This window comes from Streptomyces sp. NPDC052012 (genome assembly GCF_040689265.1).
In the GTDB taxonomy this organism is placed as follows: domain Bacteria; phylum Actinomycetota; class Actinomycetes; order Streptomycetales; family Streptomycetaceae; genus Streptomyces.
The window spans coordinates 594,820-608,964 of record NZ_JBFAXA010000001.1; the positions used below are offsets into that span (position 1 = coordinate 594,820).

General features: G+C 73.0%; 12 protein-coding genes. 5 read left to right on the forward strand and 7 right to left on the reverse strand.

The features are described from left to right. Nucleotides 1-410: 410 nt before the first annotated feature. From AB0412_RS02720 to AB0412_RS02730, 3 genes are read right to left on the reverse strand one after another with little or no spacing between them, the layout of a single operon-like run. Nucleotides 411-1,040, reverse strand: coding sequence for a TetR/AcrR family transcriptional regulator (locus tag AB0412_RS02720; RefSeq protein ID WP_366400618.1), 630 nt, complete (start codon nt 1,038-1,040; stop codon nt 411-413). A 59-nt stretch (nt 1,041-1,099) separates the two neighbouring features. Beyond that, entirely contained in the window at nt 1,100-3,184 is a 2,085-nt protein-coding gene (locus AB0412_RS02725; RefSeq protein ID WP_366400619.1) for a YhgE/Pip domain-containing protein, read from the reverse strand. Further along, complete coding sequence (locus tag AB0412_RS02730) at nt 3,156-4,055, reverse strand: ATP-binding cassette domain-containing protein (RefSeq protein ID WP_366400620.1); 900 nt, start codon at nt 4,053-4,055, stop codon at nt 3,156-3,158. Before AB0412_RS02730 ends, AB0412_RS02725 begins: the two co-directional genes overlap by 29 nt. A gap of 190 nt (nt 4,056-4,245) precedes the next feature. Between AB0412_RS02730 and AB0412_RS02735 the strand changes: the two genes are divergently transcribed. The 3 genes from AB0412_RS02735 to AB0412_RS02745 all read left to right on the forward strand — a co-directional run bounded on the left by AB0412_RS02735 (nt 4,246) and on the right by AB0412_RS02745 (nt 6,485). Next, entirely contained in the window at nt 4,246-4,830 is a 585-nt protein-coding gene (locus AB0412_RS02735; RefSeq protein WP_366400621.1) for an SAV_6107 family HEPN domain-containing protein, read from the forward strand. A gap of 184 nt (nt 4,831-5,014) precedes the next feature. Further along, complete coding sequence (locus tag AB0412_RS02740) at nt 5,015-5,791, forward strand: methyltransferase (RefSeq protein WP_366400622.1); 777 nt, start codon at nt 5,015-5,017, stop codon at nt 5,789-5,791. 289 nt (nt 5,792-6,080) lie between these two features. Beyond that, complete coding sequence (locus tag AB0412_RS02745) at nt 6,081-6,485, forward strand: DUF3040 domain-containing protein (RefSeq protein WP_260827972.1); 405 nt, start codon at nt 6,081-6,083, stop codon at nt 6,483-6,485. A gap of 136 nt (nt 6,486-6,621) precedes the next feature. On the opposite strand, the gene AB0412_RS02750 is transcribed toward AB0412_RS02745, so the two are convergent. The 4 genes from AB0412_RS02750 to AB0412_RS02765 form a co-directional block, all read right to left on the reverse strand. Then, nucleotides 6,622-9,009 carry a DUF3488 and transglutaminase-like domain-containing protein gene (locus AB0412_RS02750; protein WP_366400623.1) on the reverse strand — a complete coding sequence of 796 codons (2,388 nt, stop codon included), beginning with the start codon at nt 9,007-9,009 and terminating at the stop codon, nt 6,622-6,624. Then, a complete protein-coding gene (locus tag AB0412_RS02755; RefSeq protein WP_366400624.1) occupies nt 9,009-10,370 on the reverse strand; it encodes a DUF58 domain-containing protein in 1,362 nt (453 codons plus the stop codon). Before AB0412_RS02755 ends, AB0412_RS02750 begins: the two co-directional genes overlap by 1 nt. Continuing rightward, nucleotides 10,370-11,407, reverse strand: coding sequence for a MoxR family ATPase (locus AB0412_RS02760; RefSeq protein WP_366400625.1), 1,038 nt, complete (start codon nt 11,405-11,407; stop codon nt 10,370-10,372). Before AB0412_RS02760 ends, AB0412_RS02755 begins: the two co-directional genes overlap by 1 nt. A 259-nt stretch (nt 11,408-11,666) precedes the next feature. After that, nucleotides 11,667-12,215: a carbonic anhydrase gene (locus tag AB0412_RS02765; RefSeq protein ID WP_366400626.1), complete on the reverse strand. Its 549-nt coding sequence runs from the start codon at nt 12,213-12,215 to the stop codon at nt 11,667-11,669. Nucleotides 12,216-12,662: 447 nt separating this feature from the next. On the opposite strand from AB0412_RS02765, the gene rsmH reads away from it, so the two are divergent. Both rsmH and AB0412_RS02775 read left to right on the forward strand, forming a co-directional pair. Further along, nucleotides 12,663-13,622, forward strand: coding sequence for a 16S rRNA (cytosine(1402)-N(4))-methyltransferase RsmH (rsmH, locus tag AB0412_RS02770; RefSeq protein ID WP_366400627.1), 960 nt, complete (start codon nt 12,663-12,665; stop codon nt 13,620-13,622). Nucleotides 13,623-13,675: 53 nt separating this feature from the next. Continuing rightward, a complete protein-coding gene (locus AB0412_RS02775; protein ID WP_366400628.1) occupies nt 13,676-14,140 on the forward strand; it encodes a septum formation initiator family protein in 465 nt (154 codons plus the stop codon). Nucleotides 14,141-14,145 lie beyond the last annotated feature (5 nt).

Genomic DNA, 14,145 nt, shown 5'->3' on the forward strand with positions numbered 1-14,145 from the left:
CCATGCGCTGGTGACCAGCCGGCGACACAGCGTCGTGGGCGCGCGTGCGCAGCCGTGAGTATCCGTACCTAGGCGGCGAGATGAGTACGCGCGCGGATGGGCTCCGACCTGCGCGGACGACAGAGTGGAGACCACGGAGAGGGGGCCCGGGACCCGGAACCGGCGACACGGGGCGCCGGAACGGCCCGGCCCGCGATCCGCTCCTTCCGCCGGCTGGCGCCGGCGGGAGCGAGGCACGGGGGAAACCGGGGGACGACCGAGAACGGGGGTCCTGCGGGGGGACGTACGGGGGAGCAAGGAAGGCGCCGGTCCGACGGTGGCCCGTGGGGGACGCGGCCACGCCGGGCCGGCGCCTTCACTCTTCTCCTGCTCGTGCTTCCTGCCCCGTCTCTCCTGCTCGTCCGCCCGGTTCAGCGGCTGCCGCTCACCCGGCCCTGCAGCAGCCGGGACAGCGCCGCGTGCACGTCGTCCAGGGAACGCTCCGGCTGGAAGGACTTCCAGTCCAGGGCCGCCACCAGCACCATGCCGACCAGCGCGGCGGCCGTCAGCTGTACGTCGATCTCCTCGCTGAACTCGCCGCCCGCCACCCCCTCGCGCAGTACGCCCTCGACGACGGCCACGGCCTGCTGCCGCACCACCATCAGCGTGGACTGCCAGGCCCGGTTGGTGCGCCACAGCTCCGCCACGTACAGCTGGGTGAAGGCCGGATAGCGGTCGATGAAGACCAGCCCCGCGCGGATCATCGCGTCCAGCGCGTCGACCTTGCTCCCGCCCTCACCGGCCGTCCTCTCCGCCGCCTCCTTGAGGGAGGCGGTCAGCAGGCCCACGCCGTGCCGCAGCAGCTCCTCGAAGAGGACCGACTTGCTCGCGAAGTTGTAGTAGACCGTGCCCTTCGCCACGCCCGCCCGCTCGGCGATCTCGTCCACCGTGGTGGCGGAGAAGCCCTGCTCGGCGATGAGGGTGACGGCCGCCTCGTAGAGCTTCTGCCGGGTGGCCTCGCGGCGGGCACTGCCGCCCGGCGTGGTGCTGCTGCTTTCCATGGTCCTGATTGTCACAGCACCTCCTGTCCGCCCGCGTACGGGCCCGGCCGCCCGCCGGCTCACAGGGTCAGCTCCGGGTGCAGCCGGTCGAGCGTCCACACCTGACGGCGCCGGGCCGACAGCGCGGTCAGCGCCAGCGCGCCCAGGGTGAACGCCGTCAACACGGCGCTCGCCTGCCACACCGGTCCGAGACCACCGCCCGTGATCAGCCTCCTGAGCGCCTCCACCACATAGGTCATCGGCAGGAAGGGATGCAGCGCGTTGAAGAAGCCGGGGCTGGTCTGCACGGGGTACGTGCCGCCCGCCGAGGTCAGCTGGAGCATCAGCAGCGCCAGGACGAGGATGCGTCCGGCCGCTCCGAAGCGCGCGTTCAGCCACTGCACGATCGCCGCGAAGCACGCCGTCACCAGGAACAGGAAGCCCACCGTCCCGGCCGCCCTGGCCATCTGCAGCCCGATCGCCCAGTGCAGCACCGACATCAGGGCCACCGTCTGCAGCACCCCGATCGCCACCACCGGCAGCCAGCCCGCCAGCGCGATCCGCCAGGCCGAGGCGCCCGCGGTCAGTGCCCGCCGGTTCATCGGCGCGATCACCATGTACGCCACCATCGCGCCCACCCACAGCGACAGCGGGATGAAGTACGGGGCGAAACCGGTGCCGTAGTTGGGCGCCTTGTGCAGATCGCGGGTGACCAGCTGGACCGGGTCGGCCATCACCTCGGTGCGCCGGTCGCGGTCGTGCTTGTCGTAGTCGGGGATCTGCTCGGCGCCGTCGTGCAGCCCGCCGGCGAGCTCTCCGGAGCCGTCGACCAGCTTGTAGATGCCGCCGTTGAGATCCGCGGCACCGGTCCGCAGGTCGCCGACGCCCTCGTCCAGGTCGGTGGCGCCGGTCTTGGCCGTGCCGATTCCGGAGTGGAGCTTCTTCAGGCCGGCGGCGACCTTTCCGGCGCCGTCGTTCAGCTGGTTGATCCGGGTGACGGCGTCGTCGAGGTCCTCCGACAGATGCGGTGCGCGGCCGGCGAGCGCGTCGGCCTGCTTCTCGAGGGTGCCGAGGTGCGTGTCGAGCTTCTTCAGGTCGTCACGGTGGTCGGTGACCAGCGCACTCGCATCCTCGGCGGCGGTCGCCGCGGCGGCCACGGCGTCCTTGGCCTTCTTCAGGTCGGCGCAGGCGGGATCGGGCAGGGCGGCGTCCTCGCAGCGCTCCTCGTACACCTCGTCCATCGTCCCGGACGCCTCGCGGGCGCCCTTGGCGGCCGCCGGGGCCCGCTTCTCCAGGGCGTCGAGGTCGTCGCGGAGCTTGCCGGAGGCGTCGGCGACGAAACGGGCCGTGTCGCCGATGGTCTTCTCGTTGTCCTTCAGGAACGGGCCCACCTCGGCGTCGACCGCGTTCACCTTGTCGGCGAGCGTCTGCGTGCCGTCCGCGACCTTCTTGGAGCCGTCCTTGAGCGAACCGGCGCCCTTGTGCAGGTCCTTGAGGCCCTTGGCGAGCTTGGCGCTGCCCTTCTTCGCGGTGCCCAGTTCGTCGGCGAGCTTCTTCGAGCCCTTCTCCGCCTTGCCGATGCCGCCCTTGAGCTTGTCGGCCCCCTCGGCCGCCTTCACGGTCTCCCCGTGGATGTCGGAGAACGAGACGAAGATCTTGTCCAGGAAGGAGCGCGAGGTCTTCGTGGACGCGGCCTGGCGGACCTCGGCGAACACCGTCCGGGAGATCTGCCCGACGATGTAGTTGTTGGCGTCGTTCGTGCGCACCTGGAGCGCGCCGGTCTCGGGGGAGTCGCCCGAGCTGGAGGCGATACGGCTGCTGAAGTCGCGCGGCATGGTCAGCGACAGGTAGTAGGTCCCGTCCTCGACGCCCCTGCGCGCCTCCTCGGCGCTCACCTCGCGCCAGTCGAAGGTGTCGCTGTCGCGCAGCCCCTCGGTGATGTCGTCGCCCGCGGTGATCCTCTTCCCGTCCGCCGTGGCCCCCTTGTCGTCGTTGACGAGCGCCACGGGGATGCGGTCGAGACGGTCGTACGGGTCCCAGAACGACCACAGATACAGCGCGCCGTAGAGCAGGGGCAGCACCAGCAGCGCGACCAGCGCGGCGCGCGGCAGCTTGCCCCTGCCGAAGCGCCGGAGCTCAAGAGCGGCCAGTTTCGGCGAGCGCATCGGCCGCCTCCTTCCCGTCGTCGTCGCGGCCGGCCGCCGTGCCGGAGCTCTCGGAGCTGTCGGTGCTGTTGGCCGCCGTGTCGGTGTTCTCGGTGCTGTCGGTGCTCCCGGCCGTCGTGTCGGTGCCCTTCTCGCGGTCGGCGGCCGTGTCCGGGCTCTCGGCGTTCTCGGTCCCCGTCTGCACGATCACCGTGTCCTCGGGAGCCTCGGTGCACACCGCGACCACGGTCGTGCCGGTCGCGGCGATCGACCGCAGCTGGTCCCAGGCCGCGGCCCGTTCGGCCGACGACAGCTTCAGGCCCACGTCGTCCACGCCGAGCAGCCGCGGACGCCCGATCAGGGCCAGCGCCAGCGACAGCCGCAGCGCCTCCAGCCGCTCCAGATCCCGTACGGCGGTCCGCGTCCCCTTGGGCAGTGCCTCGACGTCCAGCCCCGCGGCGGTGAGCGCTGCCTCGATGTCGCGCCGCGTCTCGGCCGCGCGCTCGCCGCGCGGGCGCAGCAACCCGCGCAGCGAGGTGAAGCGGCGCTGCAGCAGCGCCCGTTCGCGCAGGTGCTCGCCGACGGTCAGGGCCGGGTCGAGGTCGGTCACGCCGCTGACGTGCGCGAGCGCACTGACCCGGCGCACGGCGCCCATGCGCTTCGGCAGGTCGAACCCGCCGACCGCGGCCGACCCCTCCGTCGGCTTCATCCGCCCGGTGAGCGCCAGCAGCAGACAGGTGCGGCCCGAACCGGACGGCCCCTCGACCGCGATCAGCGAGCCGGGCTCCGCCTCGACGGTGATGCCACGGAACGCCCAGCCCCGCGGTCCCGCGAGCCCGAAGTCCCGGGCCGAGACGGCGAGTCCGGGCGGACCGTCCACAACGCCCCCCATGCGTCCCCCTCTTCAGGAGCCCCGAGGAGGCCCCACTTTTGAACTGACTGGTCAGTGCAAAAGTTAGCCCGAACTGTCGATCGAAGCAAAACCGCAGGTCAGAACGGATTGTCAGTGCCATACCTCACGATGGGGGCATACGGCACCTCGTAGCAGGGCGTGCCGTCACGAAGACGACAGGAGGTTCGTCATGGCCCACTCGTCCGCAGCCGCCGCCCGTCGGCGCCGCGCCACCGGCCCTGCCCCCTCACTGACCGGCCCGGCGAGCGACGTCCACCCCGTGCTCCGCCGCGCCGCGGCCCCGCCCGCCGCCCTCGACCTGCTCGCCCAGGCCCGTGCCGGACTCGACGAGGCCACCGTCCTCGAAACGCCCAACGAGCGCTACGCGACGGCCCACCTCGCCGCCCTGCGCACCGCCGCGGCCGTGCTCGCGGCGCGCGGCCGGCCGGAGACCTCGCCCCGAGCACGGTCCAAGATCAGGAGCGCCTGGGAAGTGCTCCCCGAGATCGCACCCGAACTCACCGAGTGGAGCGCGCTGTTCGCCTCCGGGGCCCGGCGCCGCGCCCGGGCGGAGGCGGGCATCCAGGGCGCGGCGAGCAGCCGGGACGCCGACGACCTGATACGGGACGTCGCGATGTTCCTGCGCCTGGTCGAGCGGATGCTCGTCCTCCAGCCCGTCCTGCCCCAGCCCCGCCCGGACACGGACGGTCCGGCGAGCGACGAGACGGCACCCGGTGTCCCACCCCGTGACCGGGAGATGCCGGACGCCGGCTGAGGGGCGCCGGCTGAGCGCAACGGCTGAGGGATGCCGGCGCCCCGGCCAGTGACCGGGTACCACCCGGCAGGCAATAGGGTGGGAGGCACCTGAAGCCTTCGCCGTGTCCCGGTTCCGGGGCCGGGGAGGCAGCCCGATCGCTCCGCCGTCAACGAGGCGGTGCCGCGCCGAGGAGTCAACTGCCGTGTCGGACCTGCGCCCCCGCGCCGCCCTCCGTACCGCCGTGGTCTGGGAGGTCCTCCAGGACGCCCTGGAACGCCGGGTCAAGGCGACGGGACGGCAGGCGCTGGACGTCCTCGACACCGGAGGCGGCAGCGGCAACTTCGCCGTGCCCCTCGCCCGCCTCGGCCACCGGGTCACCGTGGTCGACCCCAGCCCCAACGCACTGTTCGCCCTCGAGCGCCGCGCCGCCGAGGCCGACGTCGCTGACCGCGTCCAGGGCGTCCAGGGCGACGCACACGGCCTGCTCGACGTGGCCGAGCGCGGCGGCTACGACATCGTGCTGTGCCACGGCGTCCTGGAGTACGTCGACGACCCCGCCGAGGGCGTGCGCAACGCGGTCGCCGCCCTGCGCCCCGGGGGCGTCCTCAGCCTGCTCGCCGCCGGGCTCGGCGGCGCCGTCCTCGCCCGCGCGCTCGCCGGTCACTTCACCGAGGCCCGGCAGGCGCTCGCCGACCCGAACGGCCGATGGGGCACGGGTGACCCCGTGCCGCGCCGCTTCACCGCCGAGCAGCTCACCGCCCTCGTCGAGGGCGCGGGCCTGCGGGTCGGGGCCGTCCACGGCGTACGGGTCTTCGCCGACCTCGTCCCCGGCGTACTCGTGGACACCGAGCCCGGCGCCCTGGACGCCCTGCTGAAGCTCGAGGCCGCGGCCGCCGAGCTGGCCGCCTTCCACTCGGTCGCCACCCAGCTCCACGTGCTCGGTGAGGCGGCCGAGGCCGGTGAGGCCACGGAGGCCTGAGCGGACTTCTGTGGCCCGCCGCTGATCAGCGCCCCTCCCGGCTGCCCCCGCTGCCCATGGAGTGCGCCACAGGCCCCCCGAATGGCGGCTTGGCGCCGTATGATCGAGGGAGACCGTCCGGCATGACGGGCCGGTCGCAGGGGAATGTGAACCTCAGCGAGCCGGGACGTCCATGGCGGCTCCGGTTGGCCAATTGGCGCAGAGGGGCGGGTTTCACGGGGGCGATTCCCTGCCTATCCTGAAGGGACCCCCCGGGTCGCCCCGGCGACTGCACGATGAGGAGGACTCCGTGCCGCTCTCGGAGCACGAGCAGCGCATGCTCGAGCAAATGGAGCGAGCGCTGTACGCCGAAGATCCCAAGTTCGCGTCGGCGCTTGAGGGAAGCGGGCTGCGTACGTACACCCGGCGGCGGGTCTACCAGGCGGTCGCGGGCTTCCTCGTAGGTATTGCGCTCCTCATGGCCGGTATGGTCGCCCAGCAGGTCTGGCTCAGTGTGGTGGGATTCCTCGTCATGCTGGGCTGCGCGGTCCTCGCCGTGACCGGCTGGCGCAAGGCGCCCAAGCCTGGAGAACAGCAGGCCGCCGGTGCCACAGGTTCCCCGCAGGCAGGCCGTCAGGGCAGGCAGCGGCGCTCGATGATGGACCGCATCGAGGAGCGCTGGCAGCGCCGCCGCGACGAACAGGGCGGCCACTAGCTCACACGGCTCTCACCCAGCTGAAGACATGGATCAGGGGGTGACCACCGCGAAGGTGGTCACCCCCTGACGTATGCACTCCGTGCCGCCGACGTCTCAGCTCTGCCGCCGCCTCCTGGGCACTGCCGCTGCCCCCTCAGCTCTGCTGCCGCGACGGCCTGCGCCACGTCGGCCGCAGCGCCAGCGCCCGCCCCCGGACGCCGGACCACCACTCCGAGACCGCCCAGGTCACCCGCACCGTGGAGCGCGGGGCGAAGACGGCCCGCAGGCGCGCGCCCCGGCCGACCGCGGACCGCAGTCCGGCGGTCACCCGGCGTGCGTCCTCCGTCAGGCCGGCCACCGGACGGGGCCGCGGGGCGTACAGGACCTGCTCCACCGCATCGGCCACCCGGTGCACCGAGGCCGCGGCGGCCTCCTCGAGGCGGCCCAGCCGCACGATCCGGGCGGCGGCCTTGCGCGGGGTCAGCGACTCGTCCGGCGAGATGCCGAAGTCCCACGCCGTGTCGGTCAGCTCGTCCCAGACGGCCAGGACGTGCGGCGCCGCGTCCGCCTCCGAGCGGCCGTGCGCACCCAGGCGCACCCCACGCGTCCGCAACCGCCACAGCATCGGCGCCAGGGGCAGCACCAGCACGGCGAGACCGGCCAGCGCCCACCCCAGCAGCGCGTACCACTTCGGCCCGTCACCACCGCTGGGCAGCGCCGCCTGCGCCGACTCACTGGCGCAGCCGCCGTCCAGCTTCTTCTGCTCGATCGTGCAGCTCTCGCTCTCCGAGGGGGCGGCCGACGGTGCCGAGGACGCCTCCTGGGACGGCTGGGCCGGGTCGGGCAGCACGCTGTCGGAGGTGTCCGGCACCGTGTAGGACGGGATGGAGCCACGGGTCGGGGTCGGCTCGAAGCGCGTCCAGCCCGCACCCTCGAAGTACAGCTCGGGCCAGGCGTGCGCGTCCCGCAGCCCCACCGACACCGTGCCGTCCGCCTGCGGGGTGCCGGGCGCGAAGCCCACCGCCACCCTGGCCGGGATGCCCAGGGAGCGGGCCATCGACGCCATGGCGAAGGAGAAGTGCACACAGAAGCCCTGCTTGTCCCGCAGGAAGCGGGCTATCGCCCGCGAGCCGCTGCCGACGTCCACCTCGGTGTCGTACTCGAAGCCGCCGGTCACCGCGAAGTAGTCCTGCAGCTTGACCGCCTGGTCGTAGGGGCTCTGCGCCCCTTCGGTGACCTGGCGGGCGGTCCGGGACACCACCTCGGGCAGCGAGTCCGGCAGCTCGGTGTACTCGCGCCTCAGGGCGGTCGGCGGCGCCGGGGCGTCGGCCAGCTGCTCCGGGGTGGGCCGGACGTCGAGGCCGCGGACCTCGTAGGTCAGGCCGCGGGTGTTCTGGCCGTGGTCGCCGACCAGCGTCATGCCGACCGGTTCGTAGCGCCAGTTCCCCCGGATGTCCACGCCGCTCGGCGGGTACGGCATCGGCAGCCAGTCCTGGCCGTACCACTCGGCGGTCGAGATGGTCGTGCCGAACTCCTTGCGCGTGACGTCCGGGCCGAGGCCCGTCGGGGTCGGGAAATCTCCGTCGGGCACGGTGGTGATCGACCGCTTGGACGGCTTCCACGTGGTGCCGTCGAAGTCGTCCAGGGAGACGATGCGCAGGTACAGGTCCGAGACGTTCTCCATCTCGGTGCGCACCGACATCACCTGGCGGTCCTCGTCCACGTTCAGCGAGTCGCGCAGCGACACCAGCGGGTTCACCGCGGAGATGGTGCCGCCCCCGCCGGTGCCCGAACCGACGCCGGTGCCCGCGGGGTCCAGCAGGCCGCCGTTCATCGCGGGCAGGCCGAGCGGCACCACCAGGGCGATGCCCAGCGCCAGCACGCCGATCCTCCGGCCGGTGCGCACCGGAGCGGTCGGCCCGGCCGGCTCGCCCGGACCGCGCGCCGCCCCGCCGAAGACCCGCCCCCACTGGGAGAGCCGGTCGCGTCCCTCGGCCAGCAGCAGCATCAGATAGCCGGCCGCCGCCAGCAGGAACCACAGCCAGTCGCTGCCGCCGTCGGACAGCCCGGCCGCCACCGAGTACAGCGCGAGCAGCGGAAGCCCCGCCGGCGCCGCGCTGCGGAAGGTCACCGCGAGGGTGTCCACCAGCAGCCCGATCACCAGCACACCGCCGATCAGCATCAGCCGGATGCCGTCGGACAGCGGGGCCGGTATCGCATACCGGCTCACGTCGTTCCCGCCCTGCTCCAGCAGGTCGGCGAGGAAACGGATCGCGTCCGGGCCGGGCAGCACACCGGCGAGGGCATGCTCACGGGCGAACACCACGGTCAGCAGCACCAGGGTGACCAGCGCCTGCGCCGCCACCGTCAGCGGGCGCGCCAGCGGCCCCCGCCGGGCCGCCGCACCCACGCCCGCCTGCACGGCCAGCAGGAACCCCGCCTGCACGATCCACGTGGCCGGCTTGACCAGCGGCAGCAGGGCGCTCGCCGCCAGCAGCGTGGCCACCCACGCGGCCAGCGTCAGCCGTACCCGCCCGCTCATCACGGTCCCTCCCCACCGCTCGCCGCGGCCAGGCCCGAACGCTCCCGCTCGGCCTGACGCCACAGCTCGTTCAGCGACGCGCCCCGCGGCACCGCCAGAGCCGTCCAGCCCGCCTCGCGCAGCAGCCGCAGCCGATGCCCGCTCCTGTCCAACGCGCCGGACCCGTCGGCCGGTTCCCGCATCCACGCCCCGCTGTCCAGCAGGAAGGCCAGGGCGCCCCCGCTGCGCTGCCGCATCCGCGCGAGCACCGCGGCCTGTTCCTCGTCGAGATCGCCGAGGAACGCCACCAGCAGCCCCTCGTTGCCCCCGCGCAGCACGTCGTACGCGCGGGACAGGCCCGCTCCGTCGGAGTGGTCCACGACGGCGAGGGTGTCCATCATCAGCCCGGCCGCGTCCGCCGACTCCTGGCTCGCGCCCGCGAACCCGTCGGAGCCCTCGCCCGGCACCACATTGCCGGTGTCGGTCAGCAGCCGCACCGAGAAGCCCCGCTCCAGCATGTGCACCAGCACGGAGGCCGCGCCCGACACCGCCCACTCGAACGCGGAGTCCGGGCCTGCGCCCCGGTAGGCGATGGCGCGGGTGTCCAGCAGCACCGTGCAGCGGGCCCGCTGCGGCTGCTCCTCGCGGCGCACCATCAGCTCGCCGTAGCGCGCGGTGGAGCGCCAGTGCACCCGGCGCAGATCGTCGCCGTAGCGGTAGCCGCGCGGGATCACGTCGTCCTCACCGGCCAGCGCCAGCGCACGCTGCCGCCCGTCCCCGTAGCCCTTCGCCTCACCGCTCAGCCGCACCGGCGGCAGCGGCTCCACACGCGGGATCACCGTGAGGGTGTCGTACGTGGAGAAGGACCGGGTCAGCTCGCACATCCCGAACGGATCCGACAGGCGCAGCTGCAGCGGGCCCAGCGGATACCGGCCGCGCAGATCGGAGCGGACCCGGTAGGACACCTCGCGGCGCCCGCCCGCCTCCACCCGGTCCAGCACGAACCGCGGGCGCGGGCCGAGCACGTACGGCACCCGGTCCTGGAGCATCAGCAGGCCCGTGGGCAGCCGGGATATGTTCTCCATCCGCAGATGGACCCGGGCCTCACTGCCCGCGGGCACCCTGGCGGGGGAGAGCCGGCGGCTGCCGGCGACCCGGTAGCGGGTGCGGTAGAGCACCCCCGCGCACACCAGCGGCAGCACCGCGAGCAGCAGGCCGACCCGCAGCAGATCGCTCTGGCCGAGGACATAGGCGCAGATCGCGGCGGCCACACCGGCGGCCAGGAACGAGCGCCCGCGGGTGGTCAGCCCGGCCAGTGCCGTGCGCAGTCCGCCCTTGTCGCCGTCGGCGCCCTCGGCGTGGACCGCGCCCGCGGTGGTCATCACAGCCTCCGCGGCGGCTGCTGGCCGTACGCCGGGCCGCTGTGGCCCAGGCCGAAGCCGGTCTGCTGCGGGGCGGCCGCGGGCACCGGGGTGCGCTGCAGGATGTCATGGACCACCTGCTCGGCCGTGCGGCGGTTGAGCTGGGCCTGGGCGGTGGGCAGCAGCCGGTGGGCCAGCACGGCCACGGCGAGCGCCTGGATGTCGTCCGGCAGGGCGTACTCCCGGCCGCTCAGGGCGGCGGACGCCTTCGCCGCGCGCAGCAGATGCAGCGTGGCGCGCGGCGAGGCGCCGAGTCTGAGGTCGGGGTGCGTGCGGGTGGCCGCGACCAGCTCCACCGCGTACCGGCGCACCGGCTCGGCCACGTGGACGCCGCGCACCGCCTCGATCAGCTTCAGGATCTCGTGCGCGTGCGCCACCGGCTGGAGGTCCTCCAAGGGCGAGACGCCGCCGTGCACGTCCAGCATCTGCAGCTCGGCCTCCGCGCTCGGGTAGCCGACCGAGACGCGGGCCATGAAACGGTCGCGCTGGGCCTCCGGCAGCGGATAGGTGCCCTCCATCTCGACCGGGTTCTGCGTGGCCACCACCATGAAGGGGCTGGGCAGCTCGTAGGTCTTGCCGTCGATGGTGACCTGGCGCTCCTCCATGGACTCCAGGAGCGCGGACTGCGTCTTCGGCGACGCGCGGTTGATCTCGTCGCCGATCACCACCTGCGCGAAGATGGCACCCGGCTTGAACTCGAAGTCCCGGCGCTGCTGGTCCCAGATGGACACACCGGTGATGTCCGAGGGCAGCAGGTCCGGGGTGAACTGGATCCGCCGCACCGAGCAGTCGATGGACCGCGCCAGCGCCTTCGCCAGCATCGTCTTGCCGACACCCGGGACATCCTCGATGAGCAGATGTCCCTCGGCGAGCAGTACGGTCAGCGAGAGCCGTACGACCTCGGGCTTGCCCTCGATCACGCCCTCCACCGAACCCCGCACGCGCTCGACCACGGCGGTCAGATCAGTGAGGCTCGCTCGATCGTCATAGGTCGTCACCCGGCCCTCCTCGGCCTTTCCCCGCGCTCCCTGGGAGCGGAGGACCCCAAATTTCCCGGGCCGACGCCTTGCCGTGCGGACCGGCCCACCCCGAATCACGGGCACCACGCGCGAACCGCGCCGCGTGACACCACCCCCGCATTCTTGCTGCCGTTACCGATTCGTGTCACTCGCCTGTGGACAACTGGCGGCGATATGTCGGATCTTACGACGTTTGTGAAACCGGGGAATCGGATCGTGCTCGGGGCGGGCGGGCAGGTCAGGCGGGGTCGATCTCGCGCAGCAGACCGGTCTTCACGTCGAACACAAAACCACGCACGTCGTCCGTGTGCAGCAGGAACGGCGAGGTCCGCACCCGCTGCATGGACTGCCGCACGTCCTGGTCGACGTCGCGGAACGCCTCCACGGCCCAGGCGGGACGCTGGCCCACCTCCATCTCCAGGTCGTGCCGGAACTCCTCGGTGAGGGACTCCAGACCGCAGCCGGTGTGATGGATGAGGACCACGCTGCGGGTGCCCAGCGCCCGCTGGCTGATGGTCAGCGAGCGGATCACGTCGTCGGTGACGACACCGCCCGCGTTGCGGATGGTGTGGCAGTCACCGAGCTCGAGACCGAGGGCGGCGTGCAGGTCGAGCCGGGCGTCCATGCAGGCCACCACCGCGACCTGCAGGACGGGCCGGGCGTCCATCCCCGGGTCGGTGAAGGCGGCGGCGTACTTCCGGTTGGCTTCGACCAGGCGGTCGGTGACCGAGCCACCGCCGGCGGTCGCGCTCGGGGATTCGGCGGGAACCGATGCAGAAGTCGTCATACTCATGACGTTACTGGTCACCCCTGATCCCGGCGCGCTGTGAAGTCGGGACAAAGCCGGGACAAAGAACGTCATCGGACCGTGGTGTGAGAGAACCCACAGGGGTGGTGTGAGCCCGCTCGTACGGGTGATTCCGCCGCCGCCGGGTTGCCCCGTGTCCAGGGCCGCGACGCGCAGGCCGGTTGATTGACCGGGCCACCCGGTGGACTAAAGTGACGCGAAGCGGGAGGCGAGACTCTCCGCGAGACTTACCCCGCTGGACTGGAATTCCCCGGAGCCCCGGGCCACGCCCGGAGATCCCCCCGCGTGCGCGGCGCGTACGTACGGCTCGGCCACCTCCCGCTCCCGGTCGGCTGACGCTTGAAGGCGCCGGCAGGCCGCCCCCTTCACCGGGCAGGGGCGGGGACCCGGCGGTGCGTCACGCGGCGCCCGACCTGAGAGGGCCCCTTGAGCCAGAGTCGACACGTCCCGGTGATGCTCCAGCGGTGCCTGGATCTGCTGGCGCCCGCACTGGAGCGGCCCGGAGCGGTCGTCGTCGACTGCACCCTCGGCCTCGGCGGGCACAGCGAGGCCCTGCTGAAGCGGTTCCCCGAGGTCCGGCTCGTCGCCCTGGACCGCGACAAGGAGGCGCTGCGCCTGTCCGGCGAGCGGCTGGCCCCCTACGGCGACCGCGCCACCCTCGTGCACGCCGTCTACGACGAGCTCCCCGAGGTGCTCGACAGGCTCGGCATCGCACGCGTGCAGGGCGTCCTGTTCGACCTCGGTGTCTCCTCCATGCAGCTCGACGAGGCCGACCGCGGCTTCGCCTACGCCCAGGACGCCCCCCTCGACATGCGCATGGACCAGACGACCGGCGTCAGCGCCGCCGAGGTCCTCAACACCTACCCGCCGGGCGAACTCGTCCGCATCCTGCGCGCCTACGGCGAGGAGAAGCAGGCCAAACGCATCGTGGCCGCCATCGTCCGCGAACGCGAGAAGGAGCCGTTCACCACCAGCGCCCGCCTGGTCGAGCTGATCCGCGACGCGCTGCCGCAGGCCGCCAAGCGCACCGGCGGCAACCCGGCCAAGCGCACCTTCCAGGCCCTCAGGATCGAGGTCAACGGGGAACTCGCCGTGCTCGAGCGGGCCGTCCCGGCCGCCGTGAAGGCCCTCGCGGTCGACGGACGGATCGCCGTGCTGTCGTACCACTCCCTGGAGGACCGGCTGGTCAAGCAGGTGTTCGCCGCGGGCGCCGCCACCACCGCACCGCCCGGGCTGCCCGTCGTCCCCGAGCGCTACCAGCCCCGGCTCAAGCTGCTCACACGCGGTGCCGAACTTCCCACCGAGGAGGAGATCGCCGAGAACCGGCGGGCGGCGCCCGCGCGGCTGCGCGGCGCCCAGCGCATCAGGGAGGACGTCGACGACTGAGGGCCAGGCGGGCGGACTCGGCGGAGCGTGTGTGACGACTCAGGGGAGCGTGAGTGAGTAGCAAACCCGAACTGAAGGGGAGGGCGGCCCGCCTCGCGCGGCTCATCCCCACCGGACGTGCCCAGGCGGCCCGCACCCCGTTCGTCCTCCTCGTCGTCCTGCTCCTCGGCGGCGGCCTCATCGGGCTCCTGGTGCTGAACTCCGCGCTCAGCGAGGGCGCCTTCCAGCTCGACGACCTCCAGCGCGAGACGAAGAACCTCACCGACGAGGAACAGTCCCTGCAACGGGACATCGACGCCTACTCCGCTCCCGACGCCCTCCAGCGCCGCGCCCGCGAGCTGGGCATGGTGCCCGGCGGCGACCCCGCCTTCCTCAGCCCCGACGGCAAGGTCAAGGGCGTCCCCGAGCCCGCCTCGGGCGCCCCCGCGCCCCTGGTCCTGCCCCCCGAGGCGCTGGCCACCGCGACGGTCCCGGCCGCCCCCTCCACCCCCGCCCCCTCATCGAACCCCGGCAGGTGACGGAA